This window comes from Streptomyces anandii JCM 4720 (assembly GCF_014650655.1).
GTDB classification, from domain to species: domain Bacteria; phylum Actinomycetota; class Actinomycetes; order Streptomycetales; family Streptomycetaceae; genus Streptomyces; species Streptomyces anandii.
The window spans coordinates 8,677-31,804 of the sequence record NZ_BMVJ01000024.1; the positions used below are offsets into that span (position 1 = coordinate 8,677).

General features: G+C 70.0%; 18 protein-coding genes and 2 pseudogenes. 8 read left to right on the top strand and 12 right to left on the bottom strand.

The window, feature by feature from the left end; translation table 11 throughout:
* A pseudogene (locus tag IE249_RS38950) lies at positions 1–511 on the bottom strand (hypothetical protein); the annotation flags it as partial.
* Between the two features lie 12 nt (positions 512–523).
* On the opposite strand from IE249_RS38950, the gene IE249_RS38955 reads away from it, so the two are divergent.
* Positions 524–829 carry a hypothetical protein gene (locus IE249_RS38955; protein ID WP_229859564.1) on the top strand — a complete coding sequence of 102 codons (306 nt, stop codon included), beginning with the start codon at positions 524–526 and terminating at the stop codon, positions 827–829.
* A gap of 293 nt (positions 830–1,122) precedes the next feature.
* On the opposite strand, the gene IE249_RS30275 is transcribed toward IE249_RS38955, so the two are convergent.
* Positions 1,123–1,473: an NADH-quinone oxidoreductase subunit A gene (locus IE249_RS30275; protein ID WP_189709899.1), complete on the bottom strand. Its 351-nt coding sequence runs from the start codon at positions 1,471–1,473 to the stop codon at positions 1,123–1,125.
* Between the two features lie 648 nt (positions 1,474–2,121).
* Positions 2,122–2,427 (bottom strand): hypothetical protein, encoded by a 306-nt coding sequence (locus IE249_RS30280; RefSeq protein ID WP_189709901.1) that lies wholly within the window; start codon positions 2,425–2,427, stop codon positions 2,122–2,124.
* A gap of 575 nt (positions 2,428–3,002) precedes the next feature.
* Here IE249_RS30280 and IE249_RS30285 point away from each other — a divergent pair.
* The gene (locus IE249_RS30285; RefSeq protein ID WP_229859566.1) at positions 3,003–3,866 is read left to right on the top strand and encodes an alkaline phosphatase family protein; all 864 of its coding nucleotides are present in this window, start codon (positions 3,003–3,005) and stop codon (positions 3,864–3,866) included.
* Positions 3,867–4,193: 327 nt separating this feature from the next.
* Here IE249_RS30285 and IE249_RS30290 read toward each other — a convergent pair whose 3' ends face one another.
* From IE249_RS30290 to IE249_RS30310, 5 genes and pseudogenes are all read right to left on the bottom strand, one after another.
* The gene (locus tag IE249_RS30290) at positions 4,194–5,936 is read right to left on the bottom strand and encodes a serine/threonine-protein kinase (RefSeq protein ID WP_189709903.1); all 1,743 of its coding nucleotides are present in this window, start codon (positions 5,934–5,936) and stop codon (positions 4,194–4,196) included.
* A gap of 349 nt (positions 5,937–6,285) precedes the next feature.
* Positions 6,286–7,041 (bottom strand): class I SAM-dependent methyltransferase, encoded by a 756-nt coding sequence (locus IE249_RS30295; protein ID WP_189710016.1) that lies wholly within the window; start codon positions 7,039–7,041, stop codon positions 6,286–6,288.
* Between the two features lie 176 nt (positions 7,042–7,217).
* Positions 7,218–7,769: a transposase gene (locus IE249_RS30300; RefSeq protein WP_229859567.1), complete on the bottom strand. Its 552-nt coding sequence runs from the start codon at positions 7,767–7,769 to the stop codon at positions 7,218–7,220.
* 550 nt (positions 7,770–8,319) lie between these two features.
* Positions 8,320–9,236: pseudogene (locus IE249_RS30305) on the bottom strand (RNA polymerase sigma-70 factor).
* Positions 9,233–10,426, bottom strand: coding sequence for an NAD(P)/FAD-dependent oxidoreductase (locus IE249_RS30310; protein WP_189709905.1), 1,194 nt, complete (start codon positions 10,424–10,426; stop codon positions 9,233–9,235). Before IE249_RS30310 ends, IE249_RS30305 begins: the two are co-directional and overlap by 4 nt.
* Before the next feature lie 314 nt (positions 10,427–10,740).
* Here IE249_RS30310 and IE249_RS40370 point away from each other — a divergent pair, with 314 nt between their 5' ends.
* A complete protein-coding gene (locus IE249_RS40370; protein ID WP_189709907.1) occupies positions 10,741–11,109 on the top strand; it encodes an immunity protein CdiI family protein in 369 nt (122 codons plus the stop codon).
* 407 nt (positions 11,110–11,516) lie between these two features.
* Positions 11,517–12,740 carry a PP2C family protein-serine/threonine phosphatase gene (locus IE249_RS30320; RefSeq protein ID WP_189710018.1) on the top strand — a complete coding sequence of 408 codons (1,224 nt, stop codon included), beginning with the start codon at positions 11,517–11,519 and terminating at the stop codon, positions 12,738–12,740.
* A 250-nt stretch (positions 12,741–12,990) separates the two neighbouring features.
* Here IE249_RS30320 and IE249_RS30325 read toward each other — a convergent pair whose 3' ends face one another.
* Complete coding sequence (locus tag IE249_RS30325; RefSeq protein ID WP_189709909.1) at positions 12,991–15,804, bottom strand: SpoIIE family protein phosphatase; 2,814 nt, start codon at positions 15,802–15,804, stop codon at positions 12,991–12,993.
* A 398-nt stretch (positions 15,805–16,202) separates the two neighbouring features.
* Between IE249_RS30325 and IE249_RS30330 the strand changes: the two genes are divergently transcribed.
* Positions 16,203–16,733 carry a TerD family protein gene (locus tag IE249_RS30330; protein WP_189709911.1) on the top strand — a complete coding sequence of 177 codons (531 nt, stop codon included), beginning with the start codon at positions 16,203–16,205 and terminating at the stop codon, positions 16,731–16,733.
* Positions 16,734–16,778: 45 nt separating this feature from the next.
* Here the strand turns inward: IE249_RS30330 and IE249_RS30335 are convergent, their stop codons facing one another.
* Positions 16,779–17,000, bottom strand: coding sequence for a hypothetical protein (locus IE249_RS30335; protein ID WP_229859572.1), 222 nt, complete (start codon positions 16,998–17,000; stop codon positions 16,779–16,781).
* Positions 17,000–17,338, bottom strand: a complete 339-nt coding sequence (locus IE249_RS30340; RefSeq protein WP_189710047.1) for a Rossmann-fold NAD(P)-binding domain-containing protein — start codon at positions 17,336–17,338, stop codon at positions 17,000–17,002. The genes IE249_RS30335 and IE249_RS30340 overlap by 1 nt, the downstream gene beginning before the upstream one ends.
* Positions 17,339–17,665: 327 nt before the next feature.
* On the opposite strand from IE249_RS30340, the gene IE249_RS30345 reads away from it, so the two are divergent.
* The 3 genes from IE249_RS30345 (at position 17,666) to IE249_RS30355 (ending at position 22,371) form a co-directional block, all read left to right on the top strand.
* Positions 17,666–18,418, top strand: coding sequence for a DUF4142 domain-containing protein (locus IE249_RS30345; protein ID WP_189709913.1), 753 nt, complete (start codon positions 17,666–17,668; stop codon positions 18,416–18,418).
* Between the two features lie 230 nt (positions 18,419–18,648).
* The gene (locus IE249_RS30350; RefSeq protein WP_229859578.1) at positions 18,649–20,457 is read left to right on the top strand and encodes a copper resistance CopC/CopD family protein; all 1,809 of its coding nucleotides are present in this window, start codon (positions 18,649–18,651) and stop codon (positions 20,455–20,457) included.
* Between the two features lie 225 nt (positions 20,458–20,682).
* A complete protein-coding gene (locus IE249_RS30355) occupies positions 20,683–22,371 on the top strand; it encodes a chloride channel protein (protein WP_189710020.1) in 1,689 nt (562 codons plus the stop codon).
* A gap of 94 nt (positions 22,372–22,465) precedes the next feature.
* Here the strand turns inward: IE249_RS30355 and IE249_RS30360 are convergent, their stop codons facing one another.
* Positions 22,466–22,975, bottom strand: coding sequence for a MarR family winged helix-turn-helix transcriptional regulator (locus IE249_RS30360; protein WP_189709917.1), 510 nt, complete (start codon positions 22,973–22,975; stop codon positions 22,466–22,468).
* Positions 22,976–23,128: the final 153 nt, after the last annotated feature.

A 23,128-nucleotide genomic window follows, 5' to 3' on the forward strand; every position in this document is an offset into this window, starting at 1 on the left:
TCACCCCCGCCTCGCGCGCCTCCTCGGCCGTCACGACGCCGATGCCGCGGGTCAGCCAGGCCAGGGTCCGCGACCGGCCGACCCTGCGGGCGAAGCGTTCCAGCCGGGGTGCCACCGCGGCGCGGGACGCGCCGCACAGCAGGTCGTCGCGCAGCCGCCGGGCCGAGACCGCCTCGGCGGGCCAGCCCGCCACCGACAGCAGCCGGCCCAGACTGTCCAGATGTGCTGCGGCCCGCCTCCGCATCGCCTCGCCGACGGGCACCGGCTCGCCCGATGCCGCCCGCAGCCACGGCTGCACCCAGAAGGGCTCAACCGCCGACCCGGAGGTGTGCGCGGCAGGTTCCTCGGGATCGGCCTGCTGCACGACATCGCCCTGCAGCACCAGACGGATCGTCAGGCCCGTTGGCCAGTCGGCCAGCAGCGGCCCCAGCGGCACATGCAACTGGTCCAACGTCAGCCCGTCGCGGTCCTCGCCCTGCCCGGCCATGGGCAGCCCGCCCGGCATCTCCATCCCGCCGCCCCCGTGACTGCCATGGCCTCCGTGTGCGGCGTGACCGTCAGCGCCCTCGTCATCGTCATCGTGGTCGCCGTCCTCCGCCTCCGGGAGGTCGCCGTCACCGTGCTCGCCATGCTCCCCGTCGTGCCCGTCGCCCCCGCCGTCGGCGCCATCCGTCTTCCCGTCACCGGTGTGCCCCCCGTGACGCTCATGCCGCGCCTGGCCGGAACCACCGCCGTCGCCGCCCTCGCGGTGCCCCTGCCCCGCACGCTCTCCGTTCCGCCCACCGCCCGCTTCGGCCGCCGCTGCGAGCCCCTCCTGCTCAGCCGGTGAACGGAGCAGGGCGCGACCGGCGTCCAACACGGCCTCCACTTCATCGGCCCTGCGGGCGAACACCCGGGCGCGGGGGGCGGGCATGTCCTGCCACAGCCGATCCAGCGCCGCCCGCAGTCCGGGACAGTCGGGACCGGCGACGAAGAGGAGATCGGCCTGCGCCGGAGTGGACGTCTGCGGCCAGTCACGCAGCCGCAGCAGTCGCTCGGTGGCCAGCCGTACCGCCGCGCCGCCCGGCAGAGCCGCCAGGAGAACGCGCGGCCGCTCCGCCGCGGCGCGCAGAGCCAGGCCCGTCACGCCCATCGCAGCGCGCCTTCCCGCCAGGCATGGACGACCCCGGCGACCAGAATGGCGAGAAAGACGAACATCTCGATCACCGCGCTGGGCCCCATCGCGGAGATCACTCGCGTCCACGGATACATGAAGACCATCTCCATGTCGAACGCGAGAAACAGCATCGTCACCGTGTACCACCGCACGTGGAACCGGCTCACCGCGTGCTCCTCCGGCTCCAGCCCCGACCCGAACGGCGCGGCACTGAGCGGATCCGAAGCGATCCGCACCGCCCATCCCGCCCCGTACAGGGCGGCAACGGCGACCAGAGCAACACCGAGGAGGGACAGCGCCGCCGTTGTACCGCTCATGCGCCCTCACTCCCCCGGTGGGCGGCCGACCGGCCACACGAGCTTGGCCGGACCCGACCGCCGCGCGTCGCGTTCGCCGATTCCGTCCCGACCACGGACATGCCCTACCCTCCTACCTGGTGCAACCGAGTCCGCCAGGTACCCCTGGGGGGCATCGGCAATCCCGGAAGTGGTGGCGCCAGCCCTCCCGCACCGCTCCGTGCACACATCGGCCGCGCAAGCAGGGAACCGGCACGGCTGCCGCCCGCCGATATCGTCCTGCCTCACTCCGGCAGAGCGGGGTAGACAGGCCGCTTGTCGGCAAAACGAACCGATCCGGTCGTCCTTGCCGCCCGCGTACAGACGCTGCGTCTCTCGACGAACCGGCCGAGTTTCTCGGGGGTCACTTCCCCATGAGCACGCCCACGGCTGCGCCGCCACCATGGTCGACCCCACCCCGCCCCCGGCGAACCCCGGCGGTGGGGACATCGGCGACGCTACAGTCCAGACCACGGACGCGGCCGCCGGCGAGGGCGCGGATACGGCCGCGGTCGGCGGGCATCGCCGAGAACTCCCGGCCTGCATGCATACGCCCTGGAAGCCCGCCGGCCGTCAGCCGCACCCGGCACCCACCAACCGCAGAAGCCGGCGGGCCCGCCCCGACGAGGGTCACTTGGCCGCCGGCGCGGCCGCGCCGGTGGCGGTGGTGTTGCTGTTGGTGATGGGGATGTTGTTCACGATGATGATGTTGCCGACGGCGGGCTGGCCCCCGGGCCGGTTGCTGGCGCCGCTGCTGCCGTTGTGCCGGCTGTGGTCCCAGTGGCCGTGCCCGTGGCCACCGTGTGCGGCGGCGAGGGCGGGAGCCGCCGTGTGGGCGTCGGCGGCGAACGCACTCGTCGGCAGCAGGACGCCACCGGCGGCCAGGGCGGTCGAGGCGGTCAGCAGGGACAGACGCTGGGTACGGGTGCGGGCCATGAGGTCTCTCCTTGAGCGAGGAAGGGGATGAGGAGGTGGTGCCGGGGATTCCCGGGGACCGGGGCGGGCCGTGCGCCGTGCGCGGCCTCATGTCTCCATTGAGCCCACCCGCCCCCGGCCGGGTCATGCCGCTGCATGTCGGGACTTGACATGGGACCCCTGGAAGGCGTACAGCCCGACCGGCGCACCCGTGCGACGACGCGACCACCCGGAACACAACGCTGCAAGCCTAGAGGCGGCAGCCAGACCCGCTCCCGGCCGCAGCCGGGCCACGACCGCGGCGCCCGCCGCCCAGACCAACCCGGCATCCGGTAGCAGTACGCCACCAACTCACCCCGGTACCGCTGCCGCACAGCGGTCAGAAGCCTCTCCGAAGCGAACCGTGCGCCTGAAGCAGGCCGATCACCCGCAGGCATCACCAACTGTTCGACGGACCTTCATCGAGGGACCCTGAAGACCTTGAGAACGGCCTCCTACTCTCTCAGTGCCCGAAGAACAGACGACCACCTGAGCAGCACGCCCCCGCACTGTCCCCCTGCTTCCGCTGGAGGTCCACCGTGTCCATGCTGTGCCGCATGAAGCGTTTGCGCCGGGCACTCTCACTCGCCGTTCTCCCCACCGCCCTGGTCGGGGTGTGGGCCGCTGCCCCGGCCGCACAGGCCGCCGCTCTTCCCGCCCCCGACCACGTGGTCGTGGTGGTGTTCGAGAACCACTCCTACGAGCAGGTCATCGGCAGCACGAGTGCCCCGTACCTCAACAACACCCTCGTGGCCGGCGGCGGCAACCTCACCCAGTCGTACGCCATCACCCACCCCAGTCAGCCGAACTACCTGGACCTGTTCTCCGGCAACAACCAGGGCATCACCAACGACAATTGCTACACGCCGCAGTTCAGCAGCGCCGCGAACCTCGGCTCCGAGCTCATCGCCGCCGGCAAGACGTGGGGCAGTTACAACGAGGGCCTGCCCTCCCAGGGCTCCACGGTGTGCACCAACTCCGCCACCAAATACGCCCGGAAGCACAACCCGTGGTTCGCCTTCGGCAACGTCCCGCTGAACACGGCGTACACCTTCGCGCAGTTCCCGACGGACTACACGGCCCTGCCCAAGATCTCGTTCGTCATCCCGAACCTGTGCGACGACATGCACGACTGCTCCATCAGCACTGGTGACACCTGGCTGCAGAACAAGCTCGACGCCTACGCCGCCTGGGCCAAGACGCACAACAGCATCCTGGCCGTCACCTTCGACGAGGACGACAGCTCTCACGGCAACCACGTCGCCACCGTGTTCTACGGCGCACACGTTGCTCCGGGCAGCTCCACGACGACCCACTACAACCACTACGACACCCTGCGCACCATCGAGGATCTGGCCGGCCTGACCACCCATGCCGGGTCCGCGGCCAGCGCCTCGGACATCACCGGTATCTGGAACTGATCCGGGTCCGTCTTCGACGGCGGCGCGCGCCGCTCCGGAAGACCCGGTTGCGCCGCGACTGGAACGACGACGGACCCGAGGTCGACAACGACCTCCTGCACATCTCGGCCCTTCCGCTCCATAAGGCCGTCCTGGACGCGTTCGCGGAAGAAGTGGGCCCCCGGTACAGCTGCGGATTGGTCGCCTGCCCGACCGTTGCGGTGACCGCTCCTTCCCCGCGCCAAGTCAAGCCGGTGCGTGGACTCTGCTGGAGCTTGCGTAGGGGTGCCCCACGGCCGTTCAGTGTGGCGTTTGCCTACGAGGCTGCCGGACTCAGCCGCAGTCCGGTCAGTCCTGGGCGGGCATCACCCGGGTCACCTTGCCCTTCAGATCGGCGTTCAGATAGCCGGTAACGTGGTCGTCAGCGAGGTAGACGGCCAGTTCCAGCGGAGTGCTGAACGTGGTGTCGGCCGGGCGGACCAGGACGTAGCGCATGGTCGGCCGTTTCACGTTCAGGTCTCTTTCAGCCCGTTTCAGAAGGGCGGGGAGGACATCCCAGTTGAAGTCGTCCAGGCTGAACGGACGCTCGCCGCCGATGAGGGCGCTGCTGATGATCCCCTTCTGGACCCCCTGGCCCGGTCGGTAGGTGTAGCTGTCGTACTTCGTGTCACTGCCCTTGATCATGATCTCTGCGGACACGTAGTTCGGATAGACGGTGAGGTCGCACGCCCGGTCCGTGCCGGTCGCGGCCTTGATCTCCTTCACCGCCCTCCGGATGCCGTCCGGGGTGAGCAGGTCGGTCTTCGCATCGCCCCGCGGCGCCGGCGCCGAACGCGACGCTCTGGGCGGTGCTGGAGTGGGGCCCGTCGTTCTGGTCGAGGACGAGCCGAGTGAACTGGCGCCCCTTTCCCCGTCCTTGTCGCCTCCCTGCGGTAGCAGAGTCCACACCATGACACCTGCCAGCACGGTCCCCACGACGGACGAGGCGATCGCGATCCGGCTCTTGGCACGACCACTCGGCCGCGGCCGCGTCGGCCGTGTGGGGCCCACCGGGTAGAAGGCCGGCGGCTCATCGAGGCCGGGCACGGCCTGGTGCGGAGACGACGGTTCGAAGCCCGTCCGCGGCCCGTGGCCCGAAGGCGGCCCAAACCCGGCCGGTGCGGGGGGTGTGGGTGTCGGACCCGGCGGAGGTGCCAGCCGGTACGAGGTGGCCCCGCCCGTCCCGTGCGGAGTGCTCGCAGCCGTATCCCTGCCTTCGGCCGCTTCCGCGAGCATCCGGTCAGCGGTCTCCGCGTCAGCCCGGCCGGCCGGGTCCTTGACGAGTACGGCGTTCAGGAAGCCAGTCAGCGCTCCGGCCTTGAGGGGCGGTGGAAGCTCCTCGCTCAGAAGGGCCGCCAGCGTCGCGAGCGTGGTTCCCCTGCGCAGCGGATGATGCCCCTCGACTGCAACGTACAGCATCATCGCAAGCGACCACAGGTCGGAGCCCGGCCCGCCCTCACCGCCCGAGACACGCTCGGGCGCCATGTAATCGGGCGTGCCGATGACGGACCCGGTCGCGGTCAGGGCGGTCGACTCCCTGATAGCCGCGATACCGAAGTCGGTGAGGACGGGACGTCCGTCGGGCCTCATCAGAACGTTGGCGGGTTTCACGTCCCGGTGCTGGATGCCCACTTCGTGCGCGGCGCGCAGCGCGGCCAGCAGCTCGCGGCCGAGCCGGGCGGCCTCGACGGGCGGGATCGGCCCCTTCCCGAGCCTGTCCTGGAGCGATCCGCCGGTCACCAGCTCCATGACGAGCCACGGGTAGGTGTGCTCCCCGTCGTCCACGATGTGGTGGATGGTCACCACGTTGGGGTGGTCGACGCGGGCGAGTGCCCGTGCCTCGCGCAGTACCCGGGCTCTGAGCATCGCCGCGCCATGGGGGTCGTATTCGGCCAGACTCGGATCTGGCGGCCGCACCTCCTTGAGCGCAACGGCCCGGTCCAGGACCAGATCGCGTGCTCGCCATACCATGCCCATGCCGCCGCCACCGAGCCGCGCCTCCAGCTCGAAGCGCCCGTCTACGACCCGTCTGCCGGATTCCCCGTCGCTCATGACCGGGAGCCTACGAGATACCGGTGACGTGGCCTCGCACGGGTGGCTCCGACCCTTCCGGCCCGTTCGTGCAGGGGCAGTGGTCGAGACAGAGGGCCGCGGAACTCCGGTGTGACTTCCGGAACCTGCCTATGAAGCACGGTCAACAAGGCCCTGACCTCGGCTTGGCCGCAGCCACGCACGACAACCGCTTCGGCCCGGTCGTCGAAGCTGGATCCGTTCACGCTGCTGATCGACGAGCACTCCTCGTCCGAGGCGTCGCGTCGACCACTTGAACCCCAACCGATGAGAGGGCGCAAGCGTCCTGCGAGCAACCGCGCGGTCCGGCAAGAGACTGAGAGGCCGGTGCTCATACCTTGCTCGCGACCACCATGTAGTTCTCGGCCTCAGGATCGAACGTGCTCAGTTCCGTCTGGAGTCCGACCCGGTGCAGCTCGACTTCGAGTTCCTCGTACCGGTAGGGCCAGCAGGACAGCAGTTCCGAGCGGACAAGAACCAACCCGGTCGCATCAACTTGCGCGATCGCAATCTCGATGTGGTGCTCCTCCTCCCAACGCGGCGCAATCTCCCAGCGGTAGACCACGACGGCATCGCGACCGTGCCGGCGGACGAGTCGGTCACTGATCTCCAGCCGGGAACCTCTGGCCCTCACGAGTTCCCAAGTGCGCGACGTGAGTACCAAGCGCCCGCCGGGGCGCAGAAGCCGTGACATCGACTCCAGAGCAGCACCCCTGCCTGTCGCGCCCGTGGCATGGTGAAGGGAGTTGCCAACGCAGAAGACCATGTCGAACGTGTTGTCCTGGAAATGCTCGGGCAACTCTTCCCAGTTCGCCCGTAAGGCCCGGACGGATGCCCCGAACTCCTCAGACAACTCTGCAGTCCGACGAACCATCGCCTCGCTGGCGTCAGTTGCGACAACCTGCATGCCACGACCGGCGAGGCCAACCGCCAACTGGCCGGTTCCGCACGAACAGTCGAGGACGTGAGCGTTCGACGGCAGGAGATTGAGGACGTCGTCGAACGACGCAGCGAACTCGGCTGGAGGCAACTTTGCATCCGAGATGAGCCATTCGTACACCTCGGCAAGCACGTCATAACCTGTCACAACCACTACCTCCGTCACGCGGCAGACTCACGGCAGGACGTCAGTCCATCAGCGGAGCAAGCCGGGCACCAATGGTTTTCGCAAGGATGGCTCTGACCGCTTTTGTCGGTTGTCGGTTGTCCGTCTGAGTGGATGTCATCGGCTGGTTGGCTGGGAAGTATGTTCGTGAAATGTGCTCAGTGAAGGAGCACCTCCGATGCCGCCTGGTCAGTCGAAGGTCGAGCTCTATGCCGCGCTGCGGCGTGCACGACGGAGAAGAAGATCTCCATCTGGTTCAACCAGGAGGCGTGCACCGGAGTGTGGACCAGCACGGCGTTCGGGAACGCGGCCAAGAGGCGGTCCGCTGCGGCCTTGCCGCGGTGGGAGGAGCCGTTGTCGACGATCCAAAATACGTGTTTCGCTCTCGCGTGGGGCTCCTGGCGAATCACCTGGGCGACCAGGGCCATGAACGGGCCAGCGCGCCGCCGCGCCTGTAGGTTGTGAGGCACCCGCATCGCTCTGGCCTGGCCTGGTGCCAGGGTGGGATGGCAGCGGCAGCGGGCCTGGATGGAGGTCTTCTCGTCCGCGCTGATCACGTACTCGTCCGCGCCGAGCGTGGTGCCGTCCCAGGCTCGGGTATACAGGTTCAGCACCCGCTTGGCCTCGGGCCGGAAGTCCGGGTCGCTGATGAAGATCCACAAGCGGTGCTGCCAGGGCTTGAGCGCGTCCTGGTCGAGCCGGCGACGCACGGTGGACGCCGACAGGAAGGGCGAGACGTCACGCTCGACGGCCTCGCGGGCCGGCTATGGGCACGACCAGCGCGACAGCGGTGCCCCGGCCTCGGCCGGAAGCCGGCAGGCCAGCGCCTTGACCTGCGCAGCTTGCAACGCGGTGAAAGCGGCGGGCCGCCCGGGGCGCTTGCGGTCGGCCAGGCCCGGCAGGCCCAGGTCGGCGAGCCGGCCCGCCGCATGCGCACGGTGTCCACACCACTCCCACGTCGACGGCGATCCGCGCGTTGGACCTGCCCCCGAGCCGCCCGGAGCACGATCTGCGTCCGCAGCCTGGCCCTGTAGTCGGTCTTATGACCCCAGGCCGCTTTCTTCAAGCGGTGCCGCTCGGTGGCGGTCAGGGCTATCGGGCGCGCGGCAGCAACGGGCAAGGCAGGCACGCCGATCAGTAGAAGTGGATCAGACGGCCGCAGCCTGCCGCATCCGCTTCCACCTGGGCCCGGGCCGTGCTGGGGAAGCGGGCCCGGGCGCTCACGGTGATTGCGGAGGGCGTCGACAATGAACGGGCGGCTCAGGAGAGTTCGTGCAGAGTTCCGTCGGCGACTGCGCGGAGCTTGTCGGGGTTGGCCACGTTGTGGATGGTCGAGATGCGGCCTTCCGGATCGAAGTCGAAGGTCAGCGCGGCGACCACGCGATCCGGGCCGCAGAAGACAATGCCCGGGCCGCCGTTGATCCAGGTGAGCTCTGCCCGCATCTGCCCAGGCTCGATACCCTGGTAGGTCGCGGTGCCGAGTGCGGCGAACCAACGGGCCACGGTCTCCAGGCCGACGACCGGCTTGAGGGCCTGGCGGACTTTGCCGCCGCCATCGGTCCACAGCGTCACGTCCGGGGAGAGCACTTCCATGAGGGTGTTGAGGTCGCCGCCCGCCGTCGCGGCGAAGAAGCGCTCGGTGACGTCGCGTTGGCGGGCGCGGTCCGCGGTGAAACGGGGCCGGCGGGCCCGGACGTCTCTCGGGCGCGGTGCGCGGCCTGCCGGACCGCCGCCTCCGAGCGTTCCACCGCCTCCGCGATCTCCGCATAGCTGAAGGCGAAGACCTCCTTCAGCACGAAGACCGCGCGCTGCAGGGGGCTCAGCGTCTCCAGCACAACCAGCAGGGCCATGGAGACCGAGTCCGTCGTGGCCACGCCGTCAGCGGTGTCCGGGCCGGTGAGGATCGGCTCGGGGAGCCATGGCCCGATGTAGGTCTCGCGCTGATGGCGAGTCGAACGAAGCCGGTCCATCGCCAGGTTGGAGACGATCCGGGTCAGGTAGGCCTTGGGGTCGGCGACCTGGGAACGGTCGGCCGCCGACCACTTGAGCCAGGTGTCCTGGACCACGTCCTCGGCATCAGCGGCGGTGCCGAGGATGCGGTAGGCGACGGAGAAGAGCAGGGTGCGGTACTGGTGGAAGGCAAGCTGGTCGGGGCCGGCCTGCTGCGGCTGGGTCACTTGGCGCTCCGCATCCGGGTGTAGCGGCCGCCGCGCGGCCAGAACGCGCCCGAGGCGGGCATCTTCTTCATGCGGGCGAAGGTCGGCCACGGCGCGGCGGTGACCGCCTCCTTGTACTTTGCGGCTCGCTTGCCGGTCAGCACGATCCGGCGCGGGCTGTCGTCGGGGCGGGTGAACTGCACGACGGCGTCGTTCCGGCCCAGGCTGACAGGTGTGTGGTAGTAGCCGAAACGGAAGGGCTTGGGCTCCTTGCCGACCAGCACCCGCAGGATCGACAGGGCCGCGTGCACGCCGGTGGGCATACCCCCCTGACAGGTCCCGTGCATCACGCCGTAGCCCTGACGGATCGCCGCCGCATCGCCCACGGCGTAGACGTCCGGGTGCGAGACCGAGCGCAGCGCGCTGTCGGTGACCACACGGCCGCGCTCATCGACGGTCAGGCCGGCGGCGGCAGCCAGCGGCGAGACACGGGTGCCGCTGGTCCACAGCACCGCGCCCGCCGGAATGCTGGAGCCGTCCGCGAGCTCGACACTGTCCGGCAGCACCTTGGCTACCTCGACGCCACTGCGCACCCGCACGCCGAGCCGGGCGAGCACCGTGTTCATGTAGGCCTTGGCCTTCGGGTGCATGCTCGCGCCCGGCTCCTGCCGGCCCAGCAGCACGACCTTCAGTTCCGGGTGCCGCTCGGCGATCTCCGCGGCGGCCTCGACGCCGGTGAGGCCGCTGCCGCCGACCACGACGGTCCCACCGTCGAGCCGGGTCAGCCGGTCGGCGAGAAGGGCGGCGTCCTCCGGGCTGTTGAGGGTGTAGGCGTGGTCGTCCACGCCGGGGACGGTCACGGTGTTCGCGATGCTGCCCAGGCCGTAGACAAGGGTGTCGTAGCGCAGGACCCGGTCGTCGTCGATCCGGACGGTCTTCGTCTCGGCGTCCACGGCGGTGACCCAACCACGGACGAAGCCGGCGCCGGTGCCGTCGAGCAGCCCCGGGATGTTCATCGCGGCCGTCTCCTGACCGGTGGCGGTCATGTGCAGTCGGAGTCGCTCGGTGAAGGTGTCGTAGGGGTTGATCAGCGTCACTCGCGCGTTTCCGCGTTTCTTGGCGCGGACCGCGAGCTGGATCGCGGCGGAGAGCCCGGCGTAGCCGGCGCCCAGGACCAGGACCTCGTGCTGCTGCGCTGCTGTCGCGTTCATCGCTCTGCTGCCTCTTCCGTGTCGGTCGTTCCCGCTGTGCGGACGACCACCAGACGCAAGCTGCCCTTCCGTTCGTGACGTGGGGTCGATGTGACCCGCGTCACGTCGAGAGGAGAGAGTGTGCGTGGCACCAGCACTCCGAGCACCACGACGCGGTGCATTCCATCATGACCGACCGGCTCCGCATGGGAACTGACGGAACAACAGGAGCCGCAGGCCAGGCCGGCAGCAGAGCCTGGTCCTTCCACGCCGCCTCTGCCGTTGAGTACCGTGGTGGCCGCTTGAGCCGACTTACCCATGGAGAGGCCGACCCCATGCCCACCGCCAGGTTCTTCTTCGACGCGGGGTCAGGCGCAGTTCTGTGGGCGGGCACGGAGGATCGGGAGGCGTGGGGGTACCCGGTTGACCTGGAGCGACTACCGATCAGTCACGACCTCCGTCATGGCCTGAGTAGGCTGATGGCTCGGTACGATACGTCGTTGAACCGGGACTACCCCCCGGATCCGGGACCCTGGCGTGAAGCGGAGTGCCAGGACTTCAACGAGGCGGTGCGCCAGGCGCTCGGCCGCCTTCGCGCGGAACTCGGCCCGGCGTGGCAGATCCACGATGAGTTCCTCCCGCTCCACGAAGACCCGGAGCTCGACCGCTATCTGACGGACCCAGCAGGATTTGTCCGCACCTGATCCCGTCGGACACACTGATCACGACTGCGTCGCCCACGGCATACGTCAACGCCAGGACCGGTCGTCCCACTTCCAACCGCTCGGTGTGAAACTGGTGCGGACCGTCGGCACTGTCCCACCTCCCACAAAAAAGCCTTGGTACCCAGCCCCGGCCGGCAAGGGCCGCCTGCCCCAGCCGTCGTGAGCGGCCCCCGGTCGGCACATCCCGGTAGCACTGGGTGAAACGCAAACGTGCTGGCTGCGTGTTCTAGGGTTGCCGATGCCGTGTCCGGCGTGCGACGAGAGGTGGGCAAAGAGTGGTCCGGGACGACGACCGGCGGCACTGGAACCTGCCACCGCTCAGCTGGGACGACAACTTGGACCGCATCACCGAGCGGATCGGTCAGCTCGCCCAGGCGCAGCGGCGGATGCACGCCCTGCTGGACGCAGTCCTCGCCGTCAGCCGGGAGCTGGAGCTGCCCTCGGTGTTGCGACGCATCGTGAGCACCGCCATGGAACTCGTGGACGCGCGTTACGGTGCGCTCGGCGTGCTGACCCCTGACGGGACGGCTCTGGAGGAGTTCATCCCCCTCGGCCTCGGTCCGCAGGAACGCCAGGACCTGAACGGGAACGACCTGCCTCACGGACGGGGCCTGCTCGGCCACCTGATCCGTCATCCCGAGCCGCTGCTCGTGAAGGATCTGACCCGTCACCCGGACTCCGTCGGCTTCCCCCAGGGGCACCCGCCGATGCGGGGGCTGCTCGGGGTAGCGATCAGCGTGCGCGGCCGGATCTACGGCAACCTGTACCTCTGCGACCGGCGCGACGGGAAACCCTTCGACGACCACGACGAGGCGGTGGTGACCGCACTGGCCGGTGCGGCCGGTATCGCCATCGAAAACGCCCGCCTCTTCGAGCAGACCCGCTCTTCCGCCGAACGCTTCCAGCGGCTGCTGCTGCCCACACTGCCCGACCTGGCGCCGTTCACGGCGGCCGCGGTCTACCGGCCCGCCACCGCCCCCGGCCACCACCTGGGCGGCGACTGGTACGACGCACTGATGCTCCCGGACGGGTCCTGCGCAGCCATCATCGGCGACGTCCTGGGCCACGACCTGACCGCCGCCGCGGCCATGGCGCAGATCCGCAACATGCTGCGCGCCCTTCTCTACGACCGGCGCACCCCGCCCAGCCTGGTCCTGCAACGCCTCGACCTCACCTTGCACGCCATCACGGAAGCGCCCGTCACGACGGCCTGCCTCGCCCGCATCGAACACGTCGACGACACGTGGCGCCTGCACTGGTCCACCGCCGGCCACATGCCCCCGCTGGTCATGACCGCAGACGGGCACACCCGCTACCTGGAGGGCGAGCCCGGTGTTCCGCTCGGGGTGGACGAGCACCTGCCACGCCCCGACCACACCGACGCGCTGGCCGCCGGAGACACGGTGCTGCTCTTCACCGACGGCCTCGTCGAACACCCCGACCGCGCCCTGGAGCAGTGCCTGGACACACTGGCCGCCACCGCCCGCGCCCACCATCGGCTACCCCTGGACCAGTGGTGCCGCGCCCTGGCCGACCACCACCCCAGCGACGGCCACGACGACCTCGCCCTGCTCGCCCTGCGCATCCCGCGAACCGTCCCCGGCTCGTAACCGTACCGGGCGGAATCCCGTGGCGCTGCCGGGCGACGGCGGCGTCGACGCACTTCGTGGTGCACAGCACGGCGCTCAGCACCACGCCGAGCGTCCTCTCCGGCGCGTACTCCAGTTGATCGGATCGCCTCAGGCGTCACGGGCCGTCCGCTCCTCGCTCACCCCGGCCATCGCCCTGCGCACCTGGTGTCGGGCGGGTCCGGCAAGGACCGGCCGCTCAAGGGCTAGGCGCCCCGTGGGCCACACGCGTTCACGCTTCCAGGTCGTCGAACTGGTCGAGGAGGAAGTCGACCGGCGCGTGGCTCGTGGCGGCGGGCGTGCCGTCGAGGAGGAGCTGCTCCGTCCAGATGACCTTGCCACCAGTCGTGTACCGCGTGCCCCACCGCTGAGCGAACTGCGCCACCAGGAACAGCCCACGCCCGCCCTCGTCCGTTGTCGCCGCCCGCCGCAGACGCGGGGAGGTTCCGCTGCCGTCCGACACCTCGCAGACGAGGCAGCGCCCTCGCAGGAGCCGCACGCCGACCGGAGGCGAGCCGTACCGGATCGCGTTAGTGACCAGCTCGCTGAGGATCAGCTCGGTGGCGAAGCCGGCCTCCCCCAGCCCCCACTCCCGCAACGTCCGCCTGCATCGCTCGCGCACCTCGGGGACCGCCGCCGGGTCCGGCGGTACGGCCCACTGCGCCACGTGCGAGGACGGGAGCACCCGGGTGCGCGCCACCAGCAGCGCGACGTCGTCGGAGGCGTGCGACGGCTTCAGCTCATCGATCACCGCCTGGCACGTCTCCTCCGGAGCGCGTCCTCCCGAGCCGGCCAGGGCGTTTCGCAGCCGTTCCATCCCCACGTCGATGTCGTGGGCGCGGTCGTCCACCAGTCCGTCGGTGTACAGCACCAGCTGTGAACCCTCCGGCAGCGCGATCTCGGCGGTCTCGAAGGGGTGGCCGCCCAGACCGAGCGGGGGCGAGGCCGGAACGCCGGGACAGGCGACCGTCCCGTCCGGCCGCACTGCCACCGGCTCCGGGTGCCCGGCACGGGCCATCGTGCACGTCCCCGCCACCGGGTCGTACACCGCGTAGAGACATGTCGCTCCGGTCACACCCATCCCCTCATGCCCGTGAGCATGCCCGTCAGCCGCATCGCCCGCCCTCTCCTCCTCGCCCATGCGGATGACGAGATCGTCCAGGTTCCCGAGCACCTCGTCGACGGGGAGGTCCAGAGTGGAGAAGTTGTGCACTGCGGTGCGCAGCCGCCCCATGGTCGCCGCCGCTTGCAGGCCATGCCCCACGACGTCGCCCATGACCAGTGCCACCCGCATTCCGGCAAGGGGGATGACGTCGAACCAGTCCCCGCCCACCCCCGCCTCCGCGGGCAGATACCGCCAGGCCACCTGCAGTGTGTCCTGGTCCGGCTGGGCCCGCGGCAGCAGGCTGCGCTGCAAGGTCACCGCCATCGCGTGCTCCCGGGTGAACCTGCGGGCGTTGTCGATGGCGGTGGCCGCCCGCGCGGCCAGTTCCTCCGCGAAGGAGAGATCGTCCGGCTGAAATGCCGGGGAGTCCGCTGTCCGGTAGAAGTTCGCCACGCCCAGCGGTACGTTGCGCGCCCGCAGCGGTACGGTGACCAGTGAACGCAAGCCGTGCTCCACGGCCTTCCGGGCGCGCTCCGGGTCCTGTTCCCGCCAGCCGTGCGCCTGTCTCAGGTCCGTCTCCAGCATGCCCCGCCGCTCCTGCAGCGCGCGCAACTGCGGTGCCCGGCTCGAGAACGTGACCACCTCGCCGGGCGGGAACACCGGAATCGACCGCTGCTCGCCGCCGACTGCCGCCCGGCGCAGGTTCCGCCAGCCCTCCGCCGTCGGTTCCCACCCGCGCATCACCGCGTCCAGGAGGTCCACCGTCACCAGGTCGGCGAACCGCGGCGCCGCGACGTCGGCCAACTCCTGGGCCGTGCGCTCCACGTCCAGCGTGGTGCCGATCCCCACGCCGGCCTCGTAGAGCAGCATCAACCGCTCCCGCGCGGCCTCCGCCCGACCCGAGACCGCCGCCAGCTCCGTGGTGTCCCGAAGGGTCACGACATTGCCTCCCGGGCCGCCGTGCCCGTACGTCGGCCGTCTGTTCACCGTCAGCAGCCGGTCACCGACGAGGTGCACCTCGTCGGTGACCGGCTCCGACGACGACAGCAGGCGCATGACAGACTCTGGCAGCCCCAGCTTCCCCACCGGACGCCCTTCGACGTCGGCCGGCAGGTCCACCAGCCGCCTGGCCTCGTCGTTGACCAGCAGGAGCCGCCCGTCGGCGCTGTTGATCAGCACCCCTTCGCGCACCGAGTGCAGCACCGCGTCGTGGTGCTCGTACAGGCTCGCCAGCTCCTCCGGGGCCAGGCCTCGGGTCTGCCGGCGCAACCGCCGCGCCACCAGCGTCGTCCCGGCTGTGGCCATCCCCAGCGCGGCGGCCCCGCTGCCCAGGATGATCGGCAGCTGGGGCAGCCACAGTGCCGATACGTTCCTGACCGTGATTCCGGCGGAGACCAGACCGACCACCTTGCCGCGCGAGTCGGTCACCGGGACCACGGCCTGCACGTCCGTGCCCCTGCCCGCGGGCAGGGGCGGCCCGCCGGCCTGCTCGATCACGGTCCGGCCGTTCACCGCCGGCGCGATCGTGCCGACGAACTTCTTGCCTATCTCCCGCGGATAGGGATACGTGTAGCGGATCCCCTGCGTGTTCATGGCGACGATGAAGTCCACGCCCGTGCGCTTGCGCGCCTCCTCGGCCCGCGGCTGGAGCACCGCCGTCGGGTGGCGGCTCTGCAGTGCCGCCGCCGTGCCGGGGGCACTGGCGAACGACTGGGCCGCGACGACCGACTCACGGCGGCCCCGCTGCACCGCGTCCCGGGCCGTCTGGAACACCATGGCCGCCACCGCGGCCAGGACCAGCACAACCACGATGGCGACCTGGAGCAGGAACACCTGGCCGGCCGCACTGCGCACGTCCAGGAGGAAGCCCCGGCGCCGCCGCGGGTGTCCGGTGAGCGGATGACGTTCCGGGCTCCGAGGGCGCCCGGAAAAAACCTCCATACACCCTTCATAGCACCCACCCGTCAATGCCGACCGGCGCGTCTGTCCTTCCCGGGAATGCCGACGTCGACCACGCCGTAGCTCCCTCGGGTCCCTCGGTCGTGTCCCGGACGGACAGATCGGCGGGGTGCCGCGGGTTGCTGCGGAAGTCGGTCGCACATCCACTCCGCGGTCCAGAAGTGGAGGCGGCCGACTCCGCCTCGGAGTTCTTCTGAACGTCGTTCAACTCAAGGTCGATGGCCGCGAACGTCATCGACGAGGAGCCGTTTGCATGACCGGCAAGTCGTACCCGAGTGAGCGTCGGACGGTGACCGTCAGGCACGGGTCAAAGTGCCGTGAGCACCACATACTTGATCCTGCGAGAAGGTCCAGCGGTGGTTCTGAGGGGGAGCGGCAACGTGAGTGACGGTAGCCAGGGGCTGGGCAAGGTCGAGGTGCGACTGAAGTGGGATCCGAGTCCGTACGGTGAGCCGCCACGGCACCTCGACATCATCGCGACGACATACCCGGCAGACGACCCGTACGGCCGGCCGACGTATGTCGTGCACTACGACAGCCGGTCACCGGACGGCACCATCAACATGAGCCGGCACAGCCGGACCGGCATGGGCTTCGGGTTCGTGGAAGTGATGGTCCTGGAGTTCGACCGTCTCTCGTCCGCGTACGGGCGGGTGGTCGTCGGGGTGGCGATCCACCAGAATGGCCACCCCCGCACGTTCGGTGACATCTCGAACGCGGGGGTGGTTGTGGTCGAGGGATACCGGCAGTTGATCTCGGACGACTTCGCCCGGGTCGCCGAAGCCACGGCCGCGACGGTGGCCGAGTTCACTCGGGACTCCGCCGGACTGTGGCAGGTGCGGGAGATGATCCGGGGCTTCGACAGTGACCCGGTGCTCTTCACCGCGGAGATGGGCAGCCGGCAGCGTTGACTGCTCCCACGGGTCCTGTCCATCACCGGCTGCTTTCCTCACGGTTCAGTCCTCAGCCTGCGCCTCGACGTCCTCGATGCCGCTGGGCCGTCCGGTGCCGTTGACCCAGGCCAGCACGGGCTTGCTCTCGCTCCGGGCGAAACGTGTCAGGGCGAGCAGGCCCACCAGGAAGCTGACGAACACCGCGACGGCGTAGAAGAGGACGAGTTCCTGTTCAAGGCCGGCCGCCGCGACGATGATCAGTGCGGCCGCGGCCAGGTAGACCATCACTGACCAGTACGGGGTGTGGTCGCGGTTGGTCTGTCGGTGAGACAGAACCGGTCGCCCAGTTCCGCGTGTGCCTCGGGGTCGTCGAAGGTGAAGGCGGCGGTGTGGTAGCCCGGGTGACGTACGAACCGGGACTCCTGGCCGAAGACCAGAGAGCGCACGGCGGAATGGATGCCCTCGGCGCCGACAAGGAGGTCGGCGTCCAGTGCGCGGCCGTCTGTGAGTGTGAGGCGGGCGCCGTAGGCGCCCGTGTCGATGCGGGCCGGGCCGACGCCGAAGCGCAGACCGACGGCCAATGACAGCCGTTCCCGCAGCGCCAGCTCCAGGTCCGGTCGCATGATGCTCGACAGGCGCCCGTTCAGGAAACGGCCGAACCGGTCGTACCCGAGCCCGGCGCGGCACCGGCCCTGCTCGTCACACAGAGCGCCTCCGAGACCGCATAACTGAGTTCCGTCAGCCAGGGCAGCACACCCATGGCCTCGGCCGCATCGTAGCCGGGGCCGAAGAACACCTCCGCATGGCCGCCTCCCGCCGGCCACCGCTGCCGCCCCGGTGATCGACGACCGCGATACCTGGCACAATGCAAATTTTACCCAACGCAAAGATAACTTCTGTTCCGACCGACGTACCTGCTGACGACCACGCTGTCCCCCTCAGGAGCCACCATGCGCATCAGGAGCGGCACGATCGGAACCGTCTTCGTCGGCGGAGCGCTGAGCGTCACACTCGTCGCGCTCGCCTACCCGAGCATGCTCGGTGTCCAGAACGCGTCCAGCAATCCAGCCCGCGTCATTGCCACGACTCCGTACGGCCCGCTCACCGAGGCCGATCGCAACTTCGTCGTCTTCGTACGCGCTGCGGGGCTGTGGGAGTACCCGTCCGGGCAGTTGGCCCTCAAGAAGGGCACGACCCCGGCCGTGCGCACCGCCGGTCAGCACTTGGTCATCGGGCACGCCGCACTCGACGCCTCCTGCCGGAGGATCGCCCCCTTGCTGGGAGTCACCCTGCCCAACCAGCCCACTCCGCAGCAGCAGGGCTTTCTGAACACCCTGACCTCGGACAGCGGCAAGAATTTCGACACCGACCTGGCCAACATCCTCCGCGTCACCCACGGCTCGATCTTCAATACCATCGCCAAGATCCGCTCCACGACCAAGAACACCCTCGTGCGCCAACTGGCCGACCAGGCCAACGACGTGGTGCTCGACCACATCACGCAGATGGAGAAGACCGGACTGGTCAACTTCGATCAGGTCAACTTCCAGGAGACAACCCCGCCGAAGCTCCCCTCAGCCCAGGTCACCCCGCCCGTTCCCCCGGCCGGACAACCGCCCGTGGTCCTCACACCGCCCCCTGGGGTGCCGACGGACGGGGTACCGGTGGGCCCGCCCGTCGGCGCCCCCACCGCCTCCCGATGACGAGATGGGCGGCCAGGACGATGGCACCGACGATGAGCATGTACACCGGGCCGTGAACGGCGAATCCGAGGGTTCCCATACGTTCTGCTGCGCCGTGAACACGCCGCCTCGCTCGTGGCGCGGATCCACGGGCGGATGGAGTCTCCGCTGGGGGCGCCACCGGGGTGAGCAGCGTCGAGGCCGTCTGCGTAAACATCCGAGGACCAGGAGCCGGAACTCGGAGGCATGACGTGACACGACGACACGTGAACCGCGGCGGCCGCACGATCGGCGTCCTCCTGACATTGATCGCCGTGGCCGTCGGTGCGCTTCTCGCCGCAGCCGCACCTGTCTCCGCGCACGCGGTGCTGACGGGCAGCGACCCGCGTGACGGCAGCGTGCTGAAGGCCGCGCCGAGGCAGATCACAACGACGTTCGACGAGTCGGTCAGCCTCGTCGAGAACTCCCTGCGGGTGCTCGGTCCGGACGGCCGTCCGGTGACGGCGGGCAACCCCCACCATGCCGGCGGCAGTGGCAACACCGCTCGGGTGCCGCTGACCGGCGGTCTGGGAGAGGGCACGTACACCGTGTCCTGGCGGGTGGTGTCGGCCGACGCGCACGCCGTGTCCGGCGCCTTCACCTTCTCGGTCGGCGCACCCTCGCGCACCCGTGGTTCCACCGCTGCGGCACCGGCCGTGGACCCCGCCGTCGAGGCGCTGTACGGCGTGTGCCGTTACGTCGCCTACGGCGGTCTGGCACTGCTGATCGGCATCGCCGTGTTCGTCCTGGCCTGCTGGCCCTCGGCCACGTCCGTGCGGGTTCTGCGCCGGCCGTTGGTGATCGGTTGGTGGGCGCTGCTGGCGTCCACAGGCGTGATGGTGCTGCTGCGCGGTCCCTTCGACGAGGACGAGGGTCTCGGCTCGGTCCTCGACCCGGGACTGCTGCTGCGGACGGCCGGCACCAGGCCGGGGGCCGCTCTGTCGGCCCGGCTGGCTCTCCTGCTGGTGGTGGCCGCGCTGGTACGCCGCCGGCAGCGCGAGCCGGCACCCACCCGGGGCGTCGTCGCATCGGGCGGTGTGCTCTCCCTGGGCCTCGCGGTGACGTGGGCAGCGGCCGAGCACGCGTCCGCCGGCACACAGGTGCCCGTCGCCGTCTCCTGCGCCGTGCTCCATCTGCTGGCCATGGCGGTGTGGCTGGGCGGCCTGGTGGCTCTGCTGGTCGCGCTGTACCGGGCACCCGCGAACGACCCGCTGCCGCACACCGCCGTGATCCGTTTCTCGCGCCTCGCCCTCGCGTCGGTGGCCACGCTGGCCGCGACGGGCGTCTACCAGTCCTGGCGCGGGCTCGGGTCCTGGGAGGCGTTCACCACCGGTTACGGCAGAATCCTCGCCTTCAAGATCTGGGCCGTGATGCTGATGCTGCTGGCGGCGTCGTACTCCCGGCGCTGGACGGGCAGGCTGCTCGACGTCCGGAGGAAGGAGCGGGTGCTGCTCACCGCGGGTGGTGAGGTTTCGCCGCCCTCCTTGCCGGACGGCGACGATCCCGCCGGGCCGGTGCCGCCGTCGTCCCGCGGCCGGCTGCGCCGCTCGGTGCTGGCCGAGGTGACGGCCGGTGTGGTGGTCCTCGTTCTCACGACCGTTCTGACGGGCACCCGGACGGGGCGGGCCGCCGAGGAGACCGCCGCCACGGCGAGCAGGGTTCCGGGCCAGCCGGACGTGAACCTGACACTCATTCCGTACGACACGGGCGAGAAGAACCTCGTCGGACGCGGCAAGGTCCAGGTCGCGCTCGAACCGGGCCGGGTCGGCCGGAACGTGGTGGAGGCGATCGTCTACGGCGCCGACGACAGCCCCGTGGCCATCCCCGAACTGCGGCTCACCTTCACGCACCACGGCCGGGGCATCGGTCCGCTGGACGCGCGGCTCGCCGACGAACGCGGCTACTGGGGCACCGACACACTCAACCTCCCGGTCGCCGGGACATGGACGATGAAGGCCACCGTGCGCGTTTCCGACGTCGACCAGGTCACCGTATCGAAGACCGTGACGATCGGGCGCTGACCCTCCTCCGGCTCATGTCCGTCAACAGTCCCGCCACATGGATGCACCGCGCATCGCCCCGACCTATATTGCATAATGCAAAACTAAGGAAGGGGAACCGAATCGATGAGTGCCCTAGAGGCAGCCACGGCCGGTCAGCGCGTTGCCAGTGGTGACGGTGGTGGAGTACCGGCGTCCACGTCTTCGCCGAGACTGGCCGGCGTGCGCAGTGCCGCGTGGAGCGTGATGGCGCCGGCGGTCGTCGTCGGGGCGGGCGCCGGAGCCGGGTCCGTGGTCTTCCGCTGGTGCATCAAAACGTTCAGCCGACTGCTCTCGGGGCACGCCGACTACGCGGCCTCCCCCGGCGCGGGCAATCCGCATGTGCCGTGGCTCGGCCCGTACTTCGTACTCCTCGCCCCGGTGATCGGCGGCCTGCTGTACGGGCCGCTGGTCAACCGGTTCGCCAGAGAGGCCCGCGGGCACGGCGTCCCCGAGGTCATGCTGGCCGTCGCCCAGCGCGGCGGGAAGATCAGCCCCAAGGTCGCCGTCGTCAAGACGCTCGCCTCCGCGCTGACCATCGGATCCGGCGGCTCGGTCGGACGCGAGGGCCCCATCGTGCAGATCGGCTCCGCGCTCGGCTCCACCCTCGGCCGAGTCGCCAAGGGCACCGAGGGGCGCATGAAACTGCTCGTCGCCTGCGGGGCGGCAGGCGGCATCGCGGCCACCTTCAACGCTCCCCTGGCCGGCGTCTTCTTCGCCATGGAACTGATCCTCGGCACATTCTCCGCGGAGGCGTTCGGCGCGACCGTGCTGGCCAGTGTCACCGCGAGCATCATCGGACGCGCCGCCTTCGGCGACGCCCCCTTCCTCGACCTCCCGCACTTCCACGTCGATCACCTCACCCAGTACGGGCTGTTCGCCCTGCTCGGCGTCGTCGCGGCCGTGGTCGGCGTCGGCTTCGCCCGCGTCCTGTACCTGATCGAGGACGCCTGCGACTGGCTCTGGCGCGGTCCGGAGTGGCTCCGGCCGGCGATCGGTGGTGCGGCCCTCGGCCTGGTCCTGCTGGCACTGCCGGAGATGTACGGTGTCGGCTACCCGGTCCTGCAGAAAGCCACCGAAGGTGGCTACGCCATCGGATTCCTGCTCCTGCTCCTGGTCGGCAAGATGCTCGCCACCAGCCTGACCATCGGCATCGGCGGCTCGGGCGGTGTCTTCGCCCCGAGCCTCTTCATCGGCGCCATGCTCGGGTCGGCGTACGGCATCGGCGTCCATCACCTGCTGCCCGGCACGGCCGGAGCCGTCGGCGCCTACGCCCTGATCGGCATGGGTGCCACCTTCGCGGGCGGGGCGCGGGCACCGATCACCGCCGTCGTGATCCTCTTCGAACTCACCGGCGAGTACTCGATCATCCTTCCCCTGATGCTCGCCGTCGTACTGGCCACCGCAACCAGCCGCCTGCTCTTCCGCGACACGATCTACACCTTCAAGCTCCGCCGCCGGGGCATCGACCTCACAGGCCCGGCGCCCGGGGCGCGGATCGGCGCGCAGCACGTCGGCGCCGTCATGGAACCGCTGCCCTGTCCCATGCCCGCCTCCACGACCCTGACGGACGCCGCCGACCTGCTGAGCCTGTCCGGCCACGGAGCGCTGCCCGCCGTCGACGACACCGGGAAGTACGTCGGTGTCGTCACCGCCCAGGCCGTCGCCGAAGCCCTCGCGGAACAGGCCGACGCCGCGCCCTCGACCGTCAAGCAGCTCGCCGAGCCGCCCGCACCCGTCACCGCGGAGCAGCCACTCGTTCAAGCCCTGCACGTCCTGCTCTCCGCCCGCGGCACCGGCGTTCCCGTCTTCGACACCGAGCACGGCGAACCGGTGGGCTGGCTCAGCCACCAAAGCGCGCTCCGCGCCGTGCACACGCCGATGCCGACGGCCTGACGGCGGCGGGATGCGCTACACCCACTCGACCTTTGCATCATGCAAAATAACTTCGATGCTATGAGTCACATCACAGGACCCTGGGCACGGCCGCTCAGAGCGCCCAGCCGAGCGGCTGCGACTCCGCGCCCCCGGCGGAGGCAGGCGGCTCCCCGCCCGCCTCGTTGAAGGCGTCGAGCGCCTCGATGAGCGCCAGTCGCTGCGTCGGACGGAGGCGTTGGACGATCGCGGCGATCTCGGCCCGGCGTCGGACCGTCGCGGTCTCGACCGTGCGCCGCCCTTCCTCCGTGAGCCCCAGCATGGTCTCCCGGCGGTTGGCGGGATTGGGCTGACGGTCGGCGAGACCGGCCGCGATCAAACGGTCCACCATGCGCATCGCCGTCGACGGCGCGACCTGCAGCAGCTCGGCCAGGTCGACCAGCTTCGTGGCACCACGGCTGGCCAGCACGACCAGCATCCTGAACTGCGGCAGGGTGACCCGCTCCTCGACCTCGGCGAGCGAACGAGCGGAGACAGCCACCAGCAATCGGGAAGCAGTCAGCACAGCGCGCGTGACCGCGTCTACGTCGTCCAAGTCCCCGACCGGGGCTCCAATCTCCGCCATGGGTCCTTTCTACCGCGCAGGAACACCAGCCCCCGACCACCGCCCCTGCGGGCACCCGCTCCACCCGCCGTAGGAGAACCAAAAAATTTGCACTATGCCAACGAATTGGACACCCGCACCCGGATACCCAGACGAGGACCAAACGCCCGAACC

Excerpts from the sequence above, each read along its gene's own strand:
- IE249_RS30275 (WP_189709899.1), bottom strand. The coding sequence starts at position 1,473 with ATGAGCGGTACAACGGCGGCGCTGTCCCTCCTCGGTGTTGCTCTGGTC.
- IE249_RS30280 (WP_189709901.1), bottom strand. The coding sequence starts at position 2,427 with ATGGCCCGCACCCGTACCCAGCGTCTGTCCCTGCTGACCGCCTCGACC.
- IE249_RS30285 (WP_229859566.1), top strand. The coding sequence starts at position 3,003 with ATGAAGCGTTTGCGCCGGGCACTCTCACTCGCCGTTCTCCCCACCGCC.
- IE249_RS30290 (WP_189709903.1), bottom strand. The coding sequence starts at position 5,936 with ATGAGCGACGGGGAATCCGGCAGACGGGTCGTAGACGGGCGCTTCGAG.
- IE249_RS30310 (WP_189709905.1), bottom strand. The coding sequence starts at position 10,426 with ATGAACGCGACAGCAGCGCAGCAGCACGAGGTCCTGGTCCTGGGCGCC.
- IE249_RS40370 (WP_189709907.1), top strand. The coding sequence starts at position 10,741 with ATGCCCACCGCCAGGTTCTTCTTCGACGCGGGGTCAGGCGCAGTTCTG.
- IE249_RS30320 (WP_189710018.1), top strand. The coding sequence starts at position 11,517 with ATGCACGCCCTGCTGGACGCAGTCCTCGCCGTCAGCCGGGAGCTGGAG.
- IE249_RS30325 (WP_189709909.1), bottom strand. The coding sequence starts at position 15,804 with ATGGAGGTTTTTTCCGGGCGCCCTCGGAGCCCGGAACGTCATCCGCTC.
- IE249_RS30335 (WP_229859572.1), bottom strand. The coding sequence starts at position 17,000 with ATGGTCTACCTGGCCGCGGCCGCACTGATCATCGTCGCGGCGGCCGGC.
- IE249_RS30340 (WP_189710047.1), bottom strand. The coding sequence starts at position 17,338 with ATGCGACCGGACCTGGAGCTGGCGCTGCGGGAACGGCTGTCATTGGCC.
- IE249_RS30345 (WP_189709913.1), top strand. The coding sequence starts at position 17,666 with ATGCGCATCAGGAGCGGCACGATCGGAACCGTCTTCGTCGGCGGAGCG.
- IE249_RS30355 (WP_189710020.1), top strand. The coding sequence starts at position 20,683 with ATGGCGCCGGCGGTCGTCGTCGGGGCGGGCGCCGGAGCCGGGTCCGTG.
- IE249_RS30360 (WP_189709917.1), bottom strand. The coding sequence starts at position 22,975 with ATGGCGGAGATTGGAGCCCCGGTCGGGGACTTGGACGACGTAGACGCG.